At 69.8% G+C, this 19,343-nt stretch carries 18 protein-coding genes; 2 read left to right on the top strand and 16 right to left on the bottom strand.

Annotation, left to right across the window (positions count from 1 at the left end; all coding sequences use genetic code 11):
• Positions 1 to 119 precede the first annotated feature (119 nt).
• The 4 genes from ACIRD7_RS33115 to ACIRD7_RS33100 all read right to left on the bottom strand — a co-directional run bounded on the left by ACIRD7_RS33115 (position 120) and on the right by ACIRD7_RS33100 (position 4,323).
• A complete protein-coding gene (locus ACIRD7_RS33115) occupies positions 120 to 1,475 on the bottom strand; it encodes a replication-associated recombination protein A (RefSeq protein WP_403459353.1) in 1,356 nt (451 codons plus the stop codon).
• A gap of 56 nt (positions 1,476 to 1,531) precedes the next feature.
• Positions 1,532 to 2,188, bottom strand: coding sequence for a vitamin K epoxide reductase family protein (locus tag ACIRD7_RS33110; RefSeq protein WP_403459351.1), 657 nt, complete (start codon positions 2,186 to 2,188; stop codon positions 1,532 to 1,534).
• A 152-nt stretch (positions 2,189 to 2,340) separates the two neighbouring features.
• On the bottom strand, positions 2,341 to 3,603 hold the full coding sequence (gene hisS / locus ACIRD7_RS33105; RefSeq protein WP_403459350.1) for a histidine--tRNA ligase: 1,263 nt from the start codon (positions 3,601 to 3,603) through the stop codon (positions 2,341 to 2,343).
• Between the two features lie 12 nt (positions 3,604 to 3,615).
• A complete protein-coding gene (locus ACIRD7_RS33100) occupies positions 3,616 to 4,323 on the bottom strand; it encodes an MBL fold metallo-hydrolase (protein WP_126390146.1) in 708 nt (235 codons plus the stop codon).
• 179 nt (positions 4,324 to 4,502) lie between these two features.
• Between ACIRD7_RS33100 and ACIRD7_RS33095 the strand changes: the two genes are divergently transcribed.
• Positions 4,503 to 5,321: a peptidylprolyl isomerase gene (locus ACIRD7_RS33095; RefSeq protein WP_403459349.1), complete on the top strand. Its 819-nt coding sequence runs from the start codon at positions 4,503 to 4,505 to the stop codon at positions 5,319 to 5,321.
• A gap of 136 nt (positions 5,322 to 5,457) precedes the next feature.
• The gene (locus ACIRD7_RS33090; RefSeq protein ID WP_403459347.1) at positions 5,458 to 6,687 is read left to right on the top strand and encodes a DUF349 domain-containing protein; all 1,230 of its coding nucleotides are present in this window, start codon (positions 5,458 to 5,460) and stop codon (positions 6,685 to 6,687) included.
• A 77-nt stretch (positions 6,688 to 6,764) separates the two neighbouring features.
• On the opposite strand, the gene ACIRD7_RS33085 is transcribed toward ACIRD7_RS33090, so the two are convergent.
• The 12 genes from ACIRD7_RS33085 to ACIRD7_RS33030 form a co-directional block, all read right to left on the bottom strand.
• Positions 6,765 to 9,284: a RelA/SpoT family protein gene (locus ACIRD7_RS33085; protein WP_403459345.1), complete on the bottom strand. Its 2,520-nt coding sequence runs from the start codon at positions 9,282 to 9,284 to the stop codon at positions 6,765 to 6,767.
• Between the two features lie 397 nt (positions 9,285 to 9,681).
• Positions 9,682 to 10,221 (bottom strand): adenine phosphoribosyltransferase, encoded by a 540-nt coding sequence (locus ACIRD7_RS33080; RefSeq protein ID WP_403459344.1) that lies wholly within the window; start codon positions 10,219 to 10,221, stop codon positions 9,682 to 9,684.
• Positions 10,218 to 11,345 (bottom strand): protein translocase subunit SecF, encoded by a 1,128-nt coding sequence (gene secF / locus ACIRD7_RS33075; RefSeq protein ID WP_403459342.1) that lies wholly within the window; start codon positions 11,343 to 11,345, stop codon positions 10,218 to 10,220. Before secF ends, ACIRD7_RS33080 begins: the two co-directional genes overlap by 4 nt.
• Before the next feature lies 1 nt (position 11,346).
• A complete protein-coding gene (gene secD / locus ACIRD7_RS33070) occupies positions 11,347 to 13,110 on the bottom strand; it encodes a protein translocase subunit SecD (RefSeq protein ID WP_403459340.1) in 1,764 nt (587 codons plus the stop codon).
• 132 nt (positions 13,111 to 13,242) lie between these two features.
• The gene (gene yajC / locus ACIRD7_RS33065) at positions 13,243 to 13,740 is read right to left on the bottom strand and encodes a preprotein translocase subunit YajC (protein ID WP_403459339.1); all 498 of its coding nucleotides are present in this window, start codon (positions 13,738 to 13,740) and stop codon (positions 13,243 to 13,245) included.
• A 175-nt stretch (positions 13,741 to 13,915) separates the two neighbouring features.
• Positions 13,916 to 14,989 carry a Holliday junction branch migration DNA helicase RuvB gene (ruvB, locus tag ACIRD7_RS33060; protein WP_403459337.1) on the bottom strand — a complete coding sequence of 358 codons (1,074 nt, stop codon included), beginning with the start codon at positions 14,987 to 14,989 and terminating at the stop codon, positions 13,916 to 13,918.
• Between the two features lie 27 nt (positions 14,990 to 15,016).
• Positions 15,017 to 15,622 (bottom strand): Holliday junction branch migration protein RuvA, encoded by a 606-nt coding sequence (gene ruvA / locus ACIRD7_RS33055; RefSeq protein WP_403459336.1) that lies wholly within the window; start codon positions 15,620 to 15,622, stop codon positions 15,017 to 15,019.
• Positions 15,619 to 16,149 carry a crossover junction endodeoxyribonuclease RuvC gene (gene ruvC, locus ACIRD7_RS33050; RefSeq protein ID WP_403459334.1) on the bottom strand — a complete coding sequence of 177 codons (531 nt, stop codon included), beginning with the start codon at positions 16,147 to 16,149 and terminating at the stop codon, positions 15,619 to 15,621. The genes ruvA and ruvC overlap by 4 nt, the downstream gene beginning before the upstream one ends.
• Before the next feature lie 118 nt (positions 16,150 to 16,267).
• On the bottom strand, positions 16,268 to 17,020 hold the full coding sequence (locus tag ACIRD7_RS33045) for a YebC/PmpR family DNA-binding transcriptional regulator (RefSeq protein WP_403459333.1): 753 nt from the start codon (positions 17,018 to 17,020) through the stop codon (positions 16,268 to 16,270).
• Positions 17,021 to 17,068: 48 nt separating this feature from the next.
• Positions 17,069 to 17,674 carry a pyridoxal 5'-phosphate synthase glutaminase subunit PdxT gene (gene pdxT / locus ACIRD7_RS33040; RefSeq protein WP_403459331.1) on the bottom strand — a complete coding sequence of 202 codons (606 nt, stop codon included), beginning with the start codon at positions 17,672 to 17,674 and terminating at the stop codon, positions 17,069 to 17,071.
• Complete coding sequence (gene pdxS, locus ACIRD7_RS33035) at positions 17,674 to 18,579, bottom strand: pyridoxal 5'-phosphate synthase lyase subunit PdxS (RefSeq protein ID WP_403459330.1); 906 nt, start codon at positions 18,577 to 18,579, stop codon at positions 17,674 to 17,676. The genes pdxT and pdxS overlap by 1 nt, the downstream gene beginning before the upstream one ends.
• 128 nt (positions 18,580 to 18,707) lie before the next feature.
• Entirely contained in the window at positions 18,708 to 19,250 is a 543-nt protein-coding gene (locus ACIRD7_RS33030) for a hypothetical protein (RefSeq protein ID WP_403459329.1), read from the bottom strand.
• Between the last annotated feature and the right edge of the window lie 93 nt (positions 19,251 to 19,343).

Here is a 19,343-nt window from a genome sequence, read left to right as displayed (position 1 = left end):
GGCTGCCCGCGACACCATTCGAACGGTGCGCGACGCTCCTGGAACCCACTGGGGGTTCCGGCCGGCTGTCCCGCTCTGACTGCGCGGGACTCGGCACTTCGAAGAATTCTACAGGGTGCTCAGGATCGCCGACGACCGAGGTGCTTGCGGGTCCACTCCACCGCGTCCGCGAACCGGGCCTCGGCGCCGTGCCGGGTGGGTTCGTAGTACTCGCGGTCCTTGATGGCGTCCGGGGCGTACTGCTGCTCGGCGATCCCCTCGGCCAGGTCGTGCGGGTAGACGTACCCCTGGGCGTGCCCGAGCTTGGCGGCGCCCTTGTAGTGCCCGTCGCGCAGGTGCGGGGGAACGGGTCCGGCCAGGCCCTTGCGTACGTCGTCCAGGGCGGCGCCGATCGCGGTCGTCGCGGAGTTGGACTTGGGGGCGAGGGCGAGCGCGATGGTGGCGTGGCTGAGTGTGAGGGCGGCCTCCGGGAAGCCGATCATGGCGACGGCCTGGGCGGCGGCGACCGCGATCGGCAGGGCGTTCGGGTCGGCGAGGCCGATGTCCTCGCTGGCGGAGATCATCAGGCGGCGGGCGATGAAGCGGGGGTCCTCGCCGGCCTCGATCATCCGGGCCAGGTAGTGCAGGGCGGCGTCGACGTCGGAGCCGCGGATCGACTTGATCAGGGCACTGGCCACGTCGTAGTGCTGGTCGCCGTCGCGGTCGTACTTCACCGCCGCCCGGTCGACGGTCTGCTCCAGGGTCTGGAGGCTGATCTCGCTCTCGCCCTGGTCCAGGGCGGCGCCCGCGGCGGCCTCCAGGGCCGTCAGGGCGCGGCGGGCGTCGCCGCCGGCGATCCGCAGCAGGTGCGCCTCGGTGTCCTCGGGGAGGCCGACGGCGTCCTTCAGGCCGCGCTCGTCGCTCAGCGCGCGCTTGAGCAGGCCTCTGACGTCGTCGTCGGTGAGGGGTTCGAGGGTGAGCAGGAGGGAGCGGGACAGCAGCGGGGAGATGATCGAGAAGTACGGGTTCTCGGTGGTCGCCGCGATCAGGGTCACCCAGCGGTTCTCGACGGCCGGGAGGAGGGAGTCCTGCTGGGCCTTGCTGAAGCGGTGGATCTCGTCGAGGAAGAGGACGGTCTCCTTGCCGTAGCCACCGGTGGCGCGGCGGGCGCCCTCGATCACCGCGCGGACTTCCTTGACGCCCGCGGTGATCGCGGAGAGCTCGACGAAGCGCTTGTTGGTGGCCTTGGAGACGACGTAGGCCAGGGTGGTCTTGCCGGTGCCGGGCGGGCCCCAGAGGATCACCGACGACGGGCCGGCGGGGCCCTTGGCGCCCTCGCCGACCAGCCGGCGCAGGGGTGAGCCGGGCTTGAGCAGGTGCTGCTGGCCCACGACCTCGTCGAGGGTACGCGGGCGCATGCGCACCGCCAGGGGACTTCCGGCTGGGTCCTTCTCCTGGCGTTCTTCTGCTGCGGCGGTGAACAGGTCGGGCTCCACGCTCAAAACCCTAAATCACCGCACTGACAATCCGGCCGGGGCCCGGTGGGCCCGGCTCAGCTGGTCCAGAAGTCCCACCAGCGGGTCAGGATCAGCATGCCGATGATCCCGATGTGCAGCACGGGCATGACCCAGGTGAACTCGCCGAAGAAGCCCTTGAGCCAGTTCGGCGCGGGCAGGAAGCCATTGCGGATGTTGAACGACGTCACGTACCAGAACATGACGATCGTCGCGACCCAGGCCAGCGAGCACCACAGGCACAGCGCGTTGATGTGGTACAGCGACTGGTACATCAGCCAGGCGCAGAAGACCACGCCGAAGAGGGTGCCGGCGTTGAAGGTGAGCCAGTACCAGCGCGGGAAGCGGGCGCGACCGAGCAGGCTCATGCCGACGCAGATGACGATGCCGTAGGCGACGAGGCCGAGCATCGGGTTGGGGAATCCGAACGCGGCGGCCTGCTTGCTCTCCATGACGCTGCCGCAGGAGACGACGGGGTTCAGGCTGCACCCGGGGGTGAAGGTCTTGCCCTCGACCTTGGCCTCGAGCAGCTTGAACTTGTCGATCGTGATGACCCACGCGGCAAGCAGTCCCGCCGCGCCGGTGATCACCAGCATCAGGGCGAACGCACGGCTGCCGCCCACGGACCGGGGCGCCGCCTGAGCAGGCTCCGACTCGGGCTCGGTGGAGACGTCTTTGACTGTCGTCTTGCTCATCACGCCGATTCCGTCACTTGAGACTTGGAGTTTCTCCGGACAGGCCACATTGTGCCGTACACGCACGCGTGCACGCCGTTCGCGGGACATAAGGAAAAGCGCGCAGGGCGGGGACCGGCCAGTCCCCGCCCCGCACATTCACGCTTCGGAAATCAGCCCAATCGGGCTTCCAGTTCCGCCACGATCTCGTTGACGCCGATCGCCGACTGCTCGCCGGACTCCATGTCCTTGAGCTGGACGACGCCCTCGGCGAGGTCGCGTTCGCCGGCGACGATCGTGTAGCGGGCGCCGCTGCGGTTGGCGTTCTTCATGGCGCCCTTGAGGCCCTTGGAGCCGTAGGAGAAGTCCGCCGCGATGCCGACCTTGCGCAGCTCGGTGACCTTGGCGAACAGCACGCGGCGGGCCTCCTCGCCGAGCGGCACCGCGAACACGCTGGTGGCCGACGGGAGTTCGAGCTCCACGCCCTCCGCCTCCAGCGCGAGGACCGTGCGGTCGACGCCGAGGGCCCAGCCGACGGACGGCAGCGCGGGGCCGCCGATCATCTCGGACAGCCCGTCGTAGCGGCCGCCGCCGCCCACCGCGGACTGGGAGCCCAGACCGTCGTGGACGAACTCGAAGGTCGTACGCGTGTAGTAGTCCAGGCCGCGCACCAGCTTCGGGTCGTCCTCGTAGGAGACACCGGCGGCCGTGATCAGCTCGCGGACCTCCTCGTGGTACGCCTTGCAGGCGTCGCAGAGGTAGTCGCGCAGGAGCGGGGCGCCGGTCAGCTGCTGCTGGACCGACTCGCGCTTGTCGTCGAGGACGCGCAGCGGGTTGATGTCGATGCGGCGCCGGGTGTCCTCGTCCAGGTCGAGGCCGCGCAGGAAGTCCTGGAGCGCGGCCCGGTAGACCGGGCGGCACTCCTTGTCGCCCAGGCTGTTCAGCAGGATCCGGAACTGGCTGAGGCCGAGCGAGCGGTACGCCTGGTCGGCCAGGATGATCAACTCGGCGTCCAGCGCGGGGTCCTCGGCTCCGATGGCCTCGGCGCCGACCTGCGAGAAGTGCCTGTAACGGCCCTTCTGGGGGCGCTCGTAGCGGTAGTACGAGCCGGAGTACCAGAGTTTGACCGGAAGGTTGCCTGCCTTGTGCAGGTTGGCCTCCAGCGCCGCGCGCAGGACCGAGGCGGTGCCCTCGGGGCGCAGCGCCAGCTTGTCGCCGCCCTTGGTCTCGAAGGCGTACATCTCCTTGGTCACGATGTCGGTGGACTCACCGACACCGCGCGCGAACAGCTCGACGCTCTCGAAGCCGGGCGTCTCGATGTAGCCGTAGCCGGAGTTGCGCAGGGGCGCCGCGATCGCCTCACGGACGGCCAGGTACTTGGCGCTCTCCGGCGGGATCAGGTCGTACGTGCCCTTGGGGGCCTTGAAGGTGCTCACGGAAAGGTCTCGTCACATTCCTCGTCGGGGAGCCTCCTGGGCTCCCAGGCCGGCCGCCACCTGCCGCAGATAGGGGTTGGTGGCGCGCTCCTGGCCGATGGTCGTCTGGGGGCCGTGGCCGGACAGCACCACGGTCGAGTCGTCGAGCGGCAGGCACACACGGGCCAGCGAGTCGAGCATCTCGGCCATGTCGCCGCCGGGCAGGTCGGTGCGTCCGATGGAGCCGGCGAACAGCAGGTCGCCCGAGAAGAAGACCGGCGGGATGTCCGCCGCCTCGGGCAGGCCGAAGGTCACCGACCCCTTGGTATGGCCCGGCGCGTGCGCGACGGTCAGCTCCAGACCGGCCAGCTCCAGCTTCGCGCCGTCGGTCAGCTCCTTGACGTCGTCCGGCTCCCCGATGGTCAGCTCGCCCATCAGCTGCATGCCGATGGAGCGGCCGAGCGCCTTCTCGGGGTCGCTCATCATGTACCGGTCCTCGGGGTGGATCCAGGCCGGTACGTCGTGCGCGCCGCACACCGGAACGACCGAGGCCACATGGTCGAGGTGGCCGTGGGTGAGGACGACGGCGACGGGCTTGAGCCGATGCTTCTTCAGTGCTTCCTCGACTCCTGGGGCCGCCTCGTGGCCCGGGTCGATGATCACGCACTCCTCACCGGCGGCGGGGGCGACGAGATAACAGTTCGTCCCCCAGGCCCCGGCGGGGAACCCGGCAATGAGCACGATCGTCCTTCGTTTGTGTCGACACGAGTGGTTTGCGGCGGACTCCGCCTGCCGTCAGAGCCTACCGGCGCTGCCGATTCCTCAGCGAACCCATATACGGTACGGGGCACACACAAACGGTCGACGCACTGAACACACGCGTACCGGTCGCCACATACGACGCATGAGGAGAGAACCCGGTGGTCAGCCAGGAACAGCGGCGGCGTCAGCTCGCCCGGGAGAAGTTCTTGCGGCAGCAGCAGCGGCGCACGTCCGCCCGGCGCAAGGCGCGCATGCGCAACTCGGTGATCGCGTCGGTGCTCGGCGTCGTCGTCATCGGCAGCCTCGCGCTGTACACGACCGGGGTACTCAAGGGCGACGACAGCAAGGAGAACGCGGGCGCGGAGGTCACGCCGAGCGCGACCCCCAGCAAGGCCCCGGACCCGTGCGAGAAGCCCGCCGCGGGCAAGGTCAAGACGGCGACCTGGAAGAAGGAGCCGGAGCTGACCGTCGACAAGTCGGCGAAGTACTCGATGAAGCTCGCGACGACGTGCGGTGACATAGACATCGACCTGAAGGCCTCGGCCGCGCCGCACACGGTGAACTCCTTCGAGTTCCTCGCCGGCAAGGGCTACTTCGACCACTCCAAGTGCCACCGGCTCACCACCAACGGCATCTACGTGCTCCAGTGCGGCGACCCGACGGGCACCGGCACGGGCGGTCCCGGGTACACGATTCCGGACGAGAACCTGAAGGACAAAAGCCTCAAGGACAACATCTACCCGGCCGGCACCGTGGCGATGGCGAACACCGGGCAGAAGCACTCCGGCGGCAGCCAGTTCTTCCTGGTGTACCAGGACAGTCAGCTTCCGCCCAGCTACACACCGTTCGGTACCGTTTCCGAATCCGGCATGAAGGTACTCAAGAAGATTGCCGGCGCCGGCGAGAGCACCGGCCAGGGCGACGGGGCGCCCAACGCGACGGTCGTGATCAACAAGGCGACGGTCACCAAATCCTGACCGCCAACTGCGAAATTTCGGTCGCGCGGGATGCGGACAGGCAACCCGCCGGTCGCCTATGTTGGCCGTGACGAAACTGTGGACGATGCCCGGGGGAACACAAGCCCCTCGCGAGGCATCATGTGGAGGAGGCGCTGTGAGCAGCGACCCGTGGGGCCGCGTCGACGAGACGGGGACCGTGTACGTGCGTACGGCCGACGGCGAGCAGGTGGTCGGCTCTTGGCAGGCAGGCACTCCTGAAGAGGCGCTGGCCTATTTCGAGCGCAAGTACGAGGGCCTGGTTGTCGAGATCGGCCTCCTCGAAAAGCGGGTGAAGACCACCGACCTGTCGGCGAAGGACGCGCAGACCGCGATCGACCACATCCGTGAGCAGGTCGACGCCCATCACGCGGTCGGCGATCTGGACGCCCTGAAGACCCGGCTGGACAAGCTGGTCGAGACGGTCGACAAGCGCCGCGAGGAGCGCAAGCAGCAGCGGGCGAAGCAGTCCGACGAGGCGCGCCACTCCAAGGAGGCGCTGGTCGTCGAGGCCGAGGAGCTGGCGCAGTCCGACCAGTGGCGGGCCGCCGGTGAACGGCTGCGGGCGCTGGTGGACACCTGGAAGGGCCTGCCCCGCCTCGACCGCAAGTCGGACGACGAGCTGTGGCACCGCTTCTCGCACGCCCGCTCGGCGTTCTCCAAGCGCCGCAAGGCGCACTTCGCGCAGCTGGACGCACAGCGCGAGGAGGCTCGCAAGACCAAGGAGCGGCTGGTCTCCGAGGCCGAGGCGCTGTCCGGCTCGACGGACTGGGGTCCGACGGCGGCGCGCTACCGCGAGCTGATGTCGGAGTGGAAGGCCGCCGGCCGCGCCCAGCGGGAGCACGAGGACGACCTGTGGAACCGCTTCCGCGGCGCCCAGGACATCTTCTTCGCCGCCCGCAGCTCGGTCTTCGCCGAGCGGGACGCCGAGCAGGCCGAGAACCTGAAGCTGAAGGAGGAGCTGGCCGAGGAGGCCGAGAAGCTTCTGCCGATCGGCGACCTGAAGGGCACGCGTGCCGCCTTCCGCTCGATCAACGAGCGGTGGGAGGCCATCGGCCATGTGCCGCGCGACGCCCGCCCCAAGGTCGAGGGCCGGATGCACGCCGTCGAGCGGGCCCTGCAGGAGGCCGAGGAGACCGAGTGGCGCCGGACCAACCCGGAGGCACGCGCGCGTGCCGCTGGGCTGACCGGTCAGCTCCAGGCCGCCGTGGACAAGCTGAAGGGCCAGATCGAGCAGGCGCGCGCCCAGGGCAACAACGCGAAGGCCGACAAGCTGGAGCGTGAGCTGGAGGGCCGCCAGGCGCTGCTGGACCAGGCTCTGAAGGGCCTTCAGGAGTTCGGCGGCTGACGCCGGCCGACACCGGTTACGACGAGAAGGGCCCCGTACGTGACGTACGGGGCCCTTCTCGTGTCCGGTCGTCGGTCCTACGACCGGCTGCGCGCCGACGTCACGCGGTACACGTCGTAGACGCCCTCCACTCCCCTGACCGCCTTCAGGACGTGCCCGAGGTGCTTCGGGTCGCCCATCTCGAAGGTGAAGCGGGAGGTGGCCACGCGGTCGCGGGAGGTCTGGACGGCCGCGGAGAGGATGTTGACGTGCTGGTCGGACAGCACGCGGGTGACGTCCGACAGGAGGCGGGAGCGGTCCAGGGCCTCGACCTGGATGGCGACCAGGAAGACCGAGGACTGGGTCGGCGCCCACTCGACCTCGAGGATGCGCTCGGGCTCGCGGGACAGTGACTCCACGTTCACACAGTCGCTGCGGTGAACCGATACACCACTACCGCGCGTGACGAATCCGATGATCGGGTCGCCGGGTACCGGCGTACAGCAGCGGGCCAGCTTGACCCACACGTCCTCGACGCCCTTGACGATGACGCCCGGGTCGGCGCTGGAGCGGCGCTTGCGCCGACGGCCGTGGGCCGGCGGGACCGTCTCGTCGATCTCCTCCGTGGCGGCTTCCTCGCCACCGAGGGCCTGGACGAGCTTCTGCACGATGTTCTGCGCGGAGACATGCCCCTCGCCGATCGCCGCGTACAGCGCCGAGATGTCGGCGTAGCGCATCTCGTGGGCGAGCGTGACGAGCGAGTCGCCGGTCAGGATCCGCTGGATCGGCAGGTTCTGCTTGCGCATCGCGCGGACGATGGCGTCCTTGCCCTGCTCGATCGCCTCGTCGCGGCGCTCCTTGGAGAACCACGCGCGGATCTTGTTACGGGCGCGCGGGGACTTCACGAAGCCGAGCCAGTCGCGGGAGGGTCCCGCGCCGGGCGCCTTCGAGGTGAAGACCTCGACGAGATCGCCGTTGTCCAGGGTGGATTCGAGCGGTACCAGACGGCCGTTGACCCGCGCTCCTATGGTGCGGTGGCCGACCTCGGTGTGGACGGCGTACGCGAAGTCGACGGGGGTGGCGCCGGCCGGGAGCGCTATGACGTCGCCCTTGGGGGTGAAGACGAAGACCTCGTTGCGGGACAGGTCGAAGCGCAGGGACTCCAGGAACTCGCCCGGGTCCTCGGTCTCCTTCTGCCAGTCCAGCAACTGGCGCAGCCACGCCATGTCGTTGAGGTGGTCGTCCTTCTTGCCGGCCTTCGGCACGTCGGTGCGCACCTTGGAGGCGCCGGCGACGGCCTCCTGCTTGTACTTCCAGTGCGCGGCGATGCCGTACTCGGCGCGGCGGTGCATGTCGAACGTGCGGATCTGGAGTTCGACCGGCTTGCCGTTGGGCCCGATGACCGTCGTGTGCAGCGACTGGTACATGTTGAACTTGGGCATCGCGATGTAGTCCTTGAACCGGCCGGGAACCGGGTTCCATCGCGCGTGCACGGTGCCGAGGGCGGCGTAGCAGTCGCGGACCGTGTCGACAAGTACACGAATCCCCACCAGGTCGTAGATCTCCGCGAAGTCACGGCCGCGGACGATCATCTTCTGGTAGACGCTGTAGTAGTGCTTCGGGCGGCCGGTGACGGTCGCCTTGATGCGGGCGGCGCGCAGGTCCTGCTGGACCTCGTCGGTCACTATGGCCAGATACTCGTCACGCTTCGGTGCCCGCTCGGCCACCAGCCGTACGATCTCGTCGTACATCTTGGGGTAGAGGATCGCGAAGGCGAGGTCCTCCAGCTCCCACTTGATGGTGTTCATGCCGAGGCGGTGGGCGAGCGGCGCGTAGATCTCGAGGGTCTCGCGCGCCTTCTTCTCCTGCTTCTCGCGCTTGAGGTAGCGCATGGTGCGCATGTTGTGCAGGCGGTCGGCGAGCTTGATGACCAGGACGCGCGGGTCCTTGGCCATGGCGACGACCATCTTGCGCACGGTCTCGGCCTGCGCGGCCTCGCCGAACTTGACCTTGTCCAGCTTGGTCACGCCGTCGACGAGCAGGGCGACGGAGTCGCCGAAGTCGCGGCGGAGCTGGTCGAGGCCGTACTCGGTGTCCTCGACGGTGTCGTGCAGCAGGCCGGCCATCAGGGTGGCCGGATCCATGCCCAGCTCGGCGAGGATCGTGGTGACGGCGAGGGGGTGCGTGATGTACGGGTCGCCGCTCTTGCGCTTCTGGCCGCGGTGCCAGCGCTCCGCGACCTGGTAGGCGTTCTCGATCTGGCGCAGCGTGGCGGTCTCGATCTTCGGGTCGTTGCTGCGGACTATGCGCAGCAACGGTTCCAGGACCGGGTTGTACGGGTTGGAGCGCTGGACGCCGAGGCGGGCGAGGCGGGCGCGGACGCGGTTGGAGGAGCCGGAGCGGGCGGGCTGACCGGTGTTCGGACGCACCGCCGGCGTCGACGAGGCGGGCTTGGGGCGGGGTGGCTCGGCCGGCTTGTCGACGGGCGCGGACTGGGCATGCTCGACCGCCCCGCGCGGGTCGTTCTTCGCGTGCGACGCGTTCGGCGCGGGCTTCGCCGCGGCGGCCGAGGCGGACTCGGGCTTGGCGGCGGTCAGGTGCTGGGCCTCGTCTGGCAAGAGGACTCCTCGTGCGCGATCCGGGTCCCCCGGTCAGGCTCCGGAGACCCCATGGTAGCGATCCTGCGCCCCAGGATCGCCTTCAGCCCGATGTGAGGGCCGTCTACCGGAGAAACACGAGGGGCCTCCGCCGGATTCCTTCGGGCCTTCCGGGCCATGTCCTGGGGGTGGCGTGAGTGTTTCCCGTGGCTGTCGTGGGGCTTGCGCATCTCGTTCCGCCGGATGTGCTCGGCCCTCACGGCACCGGTTTTCGGCCATGGTGTGCGGGGCGAGCCCGCGGGTGGGCGCATGCGCCGTGGCGTGCGGGGGCGTGTGCCGTACTTCGGTCCGAAAAGCGCGTATGCCGCGCGCCCCGACTGCGGGCGCGCGGCATACGCGCGGTGAAACGGCTGGTCGCTCAGACGGTGAGCAGCGCCTCCAGCGGGGCCCCGGACAGGGCCGGCTCCAGGCGGGCCCGGCCGCCGAGGAAGCCCAGCTCCATCAGGACGGCGAGGCCCGCGACCTCGGCGCCGGCCCGGCGGATCAGCTGGACCGACGCCTCCGCGGTGCCGCCGGTCGCCAGGACGTCGTCGATGACCAGGACGCGGTCGGCCGCGCTCAGGTCCTCGGCGTGGACCTCGATCTCCGCGGAGCCGTACTCCAGGTCGTAGGCCTGGCTGAGGGTGGCTCCGGGGAGCTTGCCCGCCTTGCGCACGGGGATGAAGCCGACGCCCGCGCGGACGGCGACCGGGGCGCCGAGGATGAAGCCCCGGGCCTCCAAGCCGACGATCTTCGTGGCGCCGGCGCGCCCGACGATCTCCGCCAGCGCGTCGGTGAGGACCGTGAACGCGGCGGGGTCCGCGAGCAGCGGGGTGATGTCCTTGAACATCACGCCCGGCTCGGGGTAGTCCGCCACATCGCGGATACGGCTGAGCAGGAGCTCCTTGATGTCGGTCATCGGCCGCGCTTCCCCGAGGGTCGGCCGCGGCCGCGGTTGCGGGACGCGGGCTGGTTGCGCGGGCCGACCACCGCGGGGGTGGCGCCCTCCGGCTCGTCGGTGAGCGACTCGTCGGTGGCCTGGGCGTCCGGCGACTCGCCCTTGGCGGCGGCCTGGGCCCGCTTGGCGAGCACGCGCTTCTTCAGCGCCTTCATCTGCGGCTCGCGCTCCTTGAGGTCGGCGACGAGCGGCGTGGCGATGAAGATCGAGGAGTACGCACCGGCCGCGAGGCCCACGAACAGCGACAGCGAGATGTCGTTGAGCATGCCGGCGCCGAGGAAGCCGCCACCGATGAACAGCAGGCCCGCCACCGGCAGCAGCGCGACCACCGTGGTGTTGATGGAGCGGACCAGGGTGCTGTTGATCGAGCGGTTGGCGATGTCGCTGTAGGTCCAGCGGTTCTGCTTGGTGATGTCCTTCGTCTGCTCCTTGAGGCTGTCGAAGACGACGACCGTGTCGTAGAGCGAGTAACCGAGAATCGTCAGCAGACCGATCACCGTGCCGGGCGTGACCTCGAAGCCGACGAGGGCGTAGATGCCGACGGTGATGGTGATGTCGTGGATCAGGGCGACGAACGCCGCGAGCGCCATGCGCCACTCGAAGGCGATCGCCAGATAGATCACCACCAGGACCAGGAAGATCCCCAGACCCTGCCAGGCCTTGTTGGCGATCTGCTCACCCCAGCTGGGGCCCACCAGCTCGCCGGTGACGTCGTTCTCGTTGACGCCCAGCTTCTCGGCGAGCTCCGCCGAGACCTTGTTGGCCTGGTCGGTGTCGATGCCCGCGACCTGGATGCGCAGCTCGGCGTCGTCGCCGGAGCCGAGCTTCTGGACGATCGCGTCGTGGCCGGAGGCCTCTTCCGCGTACTCCTGCGCCTGGGACACCGAGACGCTGGTCTTCGGGGTGTTGAAGACCGCTCCGCCCTGGAACTCGATGCCCATGTTCAGGCCGCGCACCGCCAGGCCGACGATGGCCGTGATGGTGATCAGGATCGAGATGCCGTACCAGATCTTGCGGTTGCCGACGAAGTCGTAGCCGACCTCGCCGCGGTGCAGTCGGGCGCCGAGGGTGCCGAGCTTCGACATCTCACGCCTCCTTCGGGTCGACAGGGCCAGCGGCGGGGTGGGCGGGACGGCGGGTGCGGCGCAGCGGCGGCTTGGCACCGAGTCGCTTGGGATCGAGCCCGGACCAGCTGTGGCCGTTGCCGAAGAACTTCGTACGGGCCAGGAGCGTCAGCAGCGGCTTGGTGAACAGGAACACGACCACCACGTCGAGCAGGGTGGTGAGGCCGAGCGTGAACGCGAAGCCCTGGACCTTGCCGACGGTGACGATGAAGAGCACCGCGGCGGCGAGGAACGACACGAAGTCGGAGACCAGGATGGTGCGCCGGGCGCGCGGCCAGGCCCGCTCGACGGCGGGGCGCAGGGTGCGGCCCTCGCGGATCTCGTCGCGGACGCGTTCGAAGTACACGATGAACGAGTCCGCGGTGATGCCGATGGCGACGATGGCGCCGCAGACGGCCGGCAGGTTCAGCGCGAAGCCGATCGCCGGGCCGAGGAGGGACATGATCGTGTAGGTCAGGGCCGCGGAGACCAGCAGCGACAGGATCGCGATGATCGACAGACCGCGGTAGTAGACCAGCAGGTAGATGACGACCAGGGCGAGACCGATCGCACCGGCGATCAGACCGGCGCGCAGCTGCTCACCGCCGAGCGCGGCGGTCACCGTGTTGACGCTGTCCTCCTCGAAGGACAGCGGCAGGGCGCCGTACGACAGCATGTTGGCGAGGCTCTGGGCTTCCTCCTGCGTGAAGCTGCCGGAGATCTGCGCCTTGCCGCCGCCGATGGCGCCCTGGACGAACGGGTGGGAGACGACCTCGTCGTCCAGAACGATCGCGAACTCGTTCTGCGGGCTGGTCTGCTTCGCCAGCGCGGCGGTGGTGTCGGCGAACTTCTTGGCACCGGCGGAGTTGAAGGTCATGTCGACCTGCCAGCCCGCGGCGCCCTGGGTGTCGAAGGTCGCCTGAGCCTTCTTGATCTCGGTGCCGTCGACGTCGACCGGGCCCAGCAGGAACTTGCTCCACACCTTGCCGTCCTGGCCACAGGCGACGGTGGGCTCGCCCTGCTTGGCTCCCTTGCCGGCGGTGGCGCGCTGCTTCGGGTCGGTGCAGTTGAGAGCCGCGTACTGCTTCTCCAGCTCGCCCGACGCGGCGCCCGAGGTGCTCGACGGCGTGGGGCTGCCGGAGGCTTCGGGGCTGTTGCTCGCGGAGGGCGTGGGGTCCGCCTTCAGCGCGTCGGTGACGGCGCGGCCCTGCGTGGTGGCGGTGGCCGACGGGGTGGCGGAGCCGGACGTCGCGGAGTTCTTGGCCTTGTCGGTGCCGGACGCGCTCGGCGAACCGCTCCCACTGGGCGTGGCGGTCGGTTCGGGCGTCGCCGCGCCGGTGGCGGCCTCGCGCTGCAGGACCGGCCGGAAGTAGAGCTTGGCGGTGGTGCCGACCTGGTCCCGGGCCTCCCTGGAGTTGGTGCCCTTGGGGATGTTCACGATGATGTTGCGATCGCCCTGGGTCTGTACCTCGGACTCCGAGACACCCAGACCATTGACACGGCGCTCCATGATCTCGACCGCGGTGTCCATGTTGGTCTTGTTGATCGCGGATTCCTGGCCGGGCTCGGCGACCGCGCGCAGCGTGATGCTGGTGCCGCCCGCCAGGTCGATACCGAGTCGCGGAGTGGTGTGCCCCGAGGCGAACATCCCGCCGGTGAGCGCCGCGATGGCGATCAGGATGAGGGCCAGCGAGCGCCCTGGCTTGCTCTGGGCGCTCGCGCTCCGGCCCTTCTTAGGTGCTGCCACCTTCTCGTACTCCCTCTCGGGCCGCCTCACCCCGGATCGACGGGCGGGCGGCCATGACATGGTGTCGGGATCCCGTGCGAAGTCGGCATGCCCGGGGGCGCGCAGGTGTGACCTGCGCGCCCGGGAACATGACTACTTCGCGTCGGAGTCGCCGTCGGTCTTCTTCGGCTCGTCGTCCGACTTCGCCTCGGCGGCCACGGCGTCGGAGGGCTCCTCGGCCTGGTCGCTCTCGTCCTTCTTACCGAGGTCGACGGGCGTCTCGTCGGAGGCGGCGGCAGCGGCGGGCTCGTCGGCGTCGGTGAGGGAGGAGGCGTCGTTCGGGACGACGTCGGACTTCAGGTCGTGCTCGATGCCGTGCACGATGCGGTTGTACTCGTCGTCGGAGAGGACGGCACCGATCGCGTTCTTGGCGAAGAGAAGCTCCACACCCGGGCCGGCGTCAACGAGGACGGTGTCCTCGCTGACCTCCTTGACGGTGGCGTACATACCCCCGATGGTGCGGACACCGGATCCGGGCTGCATCTGGTTCCGCATGTCGGCGGCCTGCTGCTGCTTCTTCTTGGCCGACCGGGTCATCAGGAACATGGCCCCGATGAGCACGATGAACGGGAGGAGGGTCACGAGACTCACGGGTCGGAACTTCCTTCACACGACCGCGATGGTGAGCGGCCTGATGGTTGGGGGATTGTCTGCCGCCGACAAGGGCGGCATCGGCGGAGTCTAAGCGAGTCTCCGCGCATGGAACAACGCTCAGCATGGCACCGGGGTTCCTGGTCCGGCCACTGAGCTCGCCGTCACCGTCCCATCACGCCCCGAACAGGTCCTGTTGTCCGTTTCCCGTGGCGGTCGGGCGGGGCGGCGTGAGGCCGAGATGCGCCCATGCCGCGGGCGTGGCGACCCGGCCACGGGGAGTGCGGGCGAGCAGGCCCTCCCGGACGAGGAAGGGTTCGGCGACCTCCTCGACGGTCTCACGCTCCTCCCCCACGGCCACCGCGAGCGTGGACAGGCCGACGGGGCCGCCGCCGAACAGCTTGAGCAGGGCCTCCAGGACCCCTCGGTCCAGCCGGTCCAGGCCCCGGGCGTCGACCTCGTACACGGCGAGGGCCGCCCCGGCGATGTCCCGGGTGATGATCCCGTCCGCCTTGACCTGGGCGTAGTCGCGCACACGGCGCAGCAGGCGGTTGGCGATGCGGGGGGTGCCGCGGGAGCGGCCGGCGATCTCGGCGGCGCCATCGGCCTCGATCTCGACGTCGAGCAGGTTCGCCGAGCGGTGGATGACGCGCTCCAGCTCGGCGGGCTCGTAGAACTCCATGTGCGCGGTGAAGCCGAAGCGGTCGCGCAGCGGGGGCGGCAGCAGGCCCGCGCGCGTGGTGGCGCCGACCAGGGTGAACGGCGGCAGCTCCAGCGGGATGGCGGTGGCGCCCGGGCCCTTGCCGACGATCACGTCGACGCGGAAGTCCTCCATCGCCATGTACAGCATCTCCTCGGCGGGCCGGGACATGCGGTGGATCTCGTCCAGGAAGAGGACCTCGCCCTCCTGGAGGGAGGAGAGGATCGCGGCGAGATCGCCGGCGTGCTGGATGGCGGGGCCGGAGGTGATGCGGATGGGGGCGCCCATCTCGGCCGCGATGATCATCGACAGGGTCGTCTTGCCGAGGCCGGGGGCGCCGGAGAGCAGCACGTGGTCGGCGGTGGCGCCACGCGCGCGTGCGGCGCGCAGGACGAGGTCGAGCTGTTCGCGGACCTTCTCCTGGCCGATGAACTCGCCCAGGTCCTTCGGGCGCAGCGCGGCCTCGACGGCCTGGTCCTCACGGTCGGCGACAGAGCCCACCAGCCGCTCTTCGGCGGCGTCGGTGTCGGAGGTGTCGTCCCAGTTCATAAGTGGTGTGCCTCAGCGGTGGTGGGGTCAGCGGGCGCGGTTGAGGGTCTGCAGGGCCGCCTTGAGCAGCTGGCCGACCGGGGGCGGGCCCCCAGCGGCCTCGGCCTGTGGGGCGACCGCGGTGACGGCCTCGTCGGCCTCGCGGGTGGCGTACCCGAGGCCGATCAGGGCGGCGTGCAGCTGGTCGCGCCAGCCCTGGGTGACCGGGGCGCCGAGCGCAGGGGCGCCGATGGGCTCGCCGAGGCGGTCCTTGAGCTCGAGGAGCAGCTTCTGCGCGCCCTTCTTGCCGATGCCGGGGACGGCGGTGAGCGCCTTCTCGTCGGCGGTGGCGACGGCTCTGCGCAGGGCGTCGGGCGAGTGCACCGCGAGCATCGCCTGGGCCAGGCGCGGGCCGACGCCGCTCGCGGTCTGGAGCAGCTCGAAGGTCTGGCGCTCGTCGTCGTCGGCGAAGCCGTACAGGGTCAGCGAGTCCTCGCGGACGACGAGGGAGGTGGCGAGCTTGGTCTGCTGTCCCATGCGCAGCCCGGAGAGTGTGTTGGGCGTGCACTGGACCGCGATGCCGATCCCGCCCACCTCGACCACCGCGGAGTCGGGGGCGAGGGCGGCGACCGGGCCGCTGACGAAGGCGATCATGCCGTACGGCCTTTCGATGTGTGCAGGGCGACGGCCTGCTGGAGTCGGTTCTGCGCGGGGGCGCGCCAGATGTGGCAGATGGCGAGCGCGAGGGCGTCGGCGGCGTCGGCCGGCTTGGGCGGGGCGCTGAGCCGCAGCAGGCGGGTGACCATGGCGCCGACCTGTGCCTTGTCGGCTCGGCCCGAGCCGGTGACGGCGGCCTTGACCTCGCTGGGGGTGTGCAGGGCGACGGGGATGCCGCGGCGGGCGGCGCAGAGCGTGGCGACGGCGCTGGCCTGGGCGGTGCCCATGACCGTACGCACGTTGTGCTGGCTGAACACCCGCTCCACGGCGACGAATTCGGGCCGGTACTCGTCCAGCCACTGCTCGATGCCCTGCTCGACGGCGACCAGCCGCGCTCCCAACTCGGCGTCCGCGGGCGTGCGTACGACGCCGGCACCGAGCATCGTCAACGGCCGCCCCGCGACGCCCTCGACGACCCCGACACCGCATCGCGTCAGTCCGGGGTCCACCCCGAGTACCCGCACCCCGCCCCCTCAGTTCGATCGCCTGTTTGTGCAGGCTATCTGCTGCCACCGACAACGGCGGCGGGCCGGTGGGGTGTGTCCCACCGGCCCGCCGTCATCCGCTCGGTTCGCGGCAGCGTCACGCGTCGACCTTCTCCATGATCTCGTCGCTGACGTCGAAGTTGGCGAAGACGTTCTGCACGTCGTCGCTGTCCTCGAGCGCGTCGATCAGCTTGAAGATCTTCTTCGCGCCCTCCTCGTCGAGCTCGACCTGGACGGACGGCACGAAGCTGGAGTCGGCGGAGTCGTAGTCGATGCCGGCCTCCTGGAGGGCGGTGCGAACCGCGACCAGGTCGGTGGCCTCGCTGATGACCTCGAAGGACTCACCGAGGTCGTTGACCTCCTCGGCACCGGCGTCAAGGACGGCACCGAGGACGTCGTCCTCGGACAGCTCGCCCTTGGGGACGATGACGACGCCCTTGCGGCTGAACATGTAGGACACCGAACCCGGGTCGGCCATGTTGCCGCCGTTGCGGGTCATGGCGACGCGGACATCGGAGGCGGCGCGGTTGCGGTTGTCGGTCAGGCACTCGATGAGCACCGCGACGCCGTTCGGGCCGTAGCCCTCGTACATGATCGTCTCGTAGTCGGCGCCACCGGCCTCGAGACCGCCACCGCGCTTGATCGCGGAGTCGATGTTCTTGTTCGGCACCGACTGCTTCTTGGCCTTCTGAACGGCGTCATAGAGCGTCGGGTTGCCTTCGAGGTCGACGCCGCCCATGCGCGCCGCGACCTCGATGTTCTTGATCAGCTTCGCGAAGAGCTTGCCGCGCTTGGCGTCGATCACGGCCTTCTTGTGCTTCGTCGTGGCCCATTTAGAGTGGCCGGACATCTGCCTGTCTCCTTCGCGTAACCCATCTATGAACGAACGCCAGAGATCCTACAAGGACTCCGCTGTCCGGTTGGCGCGCACCATGTCGACGAACAGGGCGTGCACCCGGTGGTCGCCGGTCAGTTCCGGGTGGAACGACGTGGCCAGCGCGTTGCCCTGGCGGACCGCGACGATGTGGCCGTCGTGCTCGGCGAGCACCTCGACCGCGGCGCCTACGGACTCGACCCAGGGGGCGCGGATGAAGACGCCCTCTACAGGATCGCCCTCGACACCCCTGACGTCGACCGCCGCTTCGAAGGACTCGTTCTGCCGTCCGAAGGCGTTGCGGCGCACGATCATGTCGATGCCGCCGACGGTCTCCTGGCCCGAGCGCGGGTCGAGGATCTTGTCGGCGAGCATGATCATGCCGGCGCAGGTGCCGTAGACGGGCATGCCGTCGCGCACGCGCGCGCGGAGCGGCTCCATCACGCCGAAGAGCATGGCCAGCTTGGAGATGGTGGTCGACTCACCGCCGGGGATGACCAGGCCGTCCACCTCGGCGAGTTCCTCGGGGCGCCGCACCGGCCTGGCCACGGCGTCGGCCGCGGCCAGGGCGATGAGGTGCTCCCGTACGTCGCCCTGGAGTGCGAGCACTCCGACAACGGGAGAGGTCATTACCAGCCTCGGTTCGCGTAGCGCTCGGTCTCGGGGAGGGTGTCGCAGTTGATGCCGACCATGGCCTCGCCCAGGTTGCGGGACGCGTCCGCGATGATCTTCGGGTCGTCGTAGAACGTCGTCGCCTTGACGATGGCGGCGGCGCGCTTGGCCGGGTCGCCGGACTTGAAGATGCCGGAGCCGACGAAGACGCCCTCGGCGCCGAGCTGGCGCATCAGGGCGGCGTCGGCCGGGGTGGCGACGCCACCGGCGGAGAACAGCACGACCGGGAGCTTGTCGAGCTCGGAGACTTCCTTGACCAGCTCGTACGGGGCGCGCAGCTCCTTGGCGGCGGCGTACAGCTCGTTGTTGTCGAAGCCGCGCAGCTTGGCGATCTCGTTCTTGATCTGGCGCAGGTGGCGGACGGCCTCGACGACGTTGCCGGTGCCGGCCTCGCCCTTGGAGCGGATCATGGCCGCGCCCTCGGCGATGCGGCGCAGGGCCTCACCGAGGTTGGTGGCGCCACAGACGAAGGGGGTGGTGAACGCCCACTTGTCGGAGTGGTTGACCTCGTCGGCCGGGGTGAGGACCTCGGACTCGTCGATGTAGTCGACGCCGAGGGACTGCAGGACCTGGGCCTCCACGAAGTGGCCGATGCGGGACTTGGCCATGACCGGGATGGAGACGGCGTCGATGATGCCCTCGATCATGTCCGGGTCGGACATCCGGGCCACGCCGCCGTCCTTGCGGATGTCGGCGGGGACCCGCTCCAGGGCCATGACGGCGACGGCGCCCGCGTCCTCGGCGATCTTCGCCTGCTCCGGCGTGACGACGTCCATGATCACGCCGCCCTTGAGCTGCTCGGCCATGCCGCGCTTGACGCGGGCGGTACCGGTCTCGGGGGCCTGGTTTTCGGAGATGGACACGGGTGACCTCGCTCGGTGAAGAATGGGTTTACTGCAGGCACCGAGGAAACGGGAATGGACCAGGCCACTGCAAGGGCCAATGAGCACCCGGTGGATCCTTTTCCGGCCGGACGGGGTGAATGTGCTGGTCAGGCGGCCCTGTCGACCAGTGCCGCCGGTGGCTCGTCGTCCATCTCGAAGGCCATGGGGAACGGCGCGTGGCCCGCCAGCCGGAACCAGCGGACCTTGCGGTGCCGGCGCAGCGCCCTGGCCGCCCGTACGGCGTCGTTGTGGAACCGCCGGGCCATCGGCACCCGGCGCACGGCCTCGGTCAGCTCACCGGCCGCCGCCTCTCCCCCGGGCGCCTCCCGTACCGCCTCCACCTGCTGAGGCTCGGCGAACACGGCCCGCAGCGCCTGGCTCAGCTCGCTCTCGGCGACCTCCCGCTGCTCCTCCTCGGCCTGCCTGGCGGCGTGGGCGGACTCGTAGAGCACGATCGACGCGGCCGGATCCAGGACGCCGGAGGTTGCCAGTTCCTGGGCCACCGAGGCGCGGCGCAGCAACTGCGCGTCCAGCGCGGCACGGGCCGCGTCGATCCGGGCGTGCAGCCGGTCGAGACGACCCGCGGTCCAGCTCAGGTAGAGGCCGATCGCGACGAGGGCTACGAGGATCCAGATGAGAGTTGCGGTCACGGGCGGACAGCCTACGGGGGTGCCTCACGCGGTGAACCGCTCGGCCCGCGCGTGCCGTTGCCGACCCGGTCACACGGTGCTGCGCCGCCCCTC

Source organism: Streptomyces sp. NPDC093568, assembly GCF_044764945.1.
GTDB lineage: Bacteria > Actinomycetota > Actinomycetes > Streptomycetales > Streptomycetaceae > Streptomyces.
The sequence above is the reverse complement of the archived record's forward strand: the minus strand, read 5'-3'. Positions and strand labels throughout refer to the sequence as shown.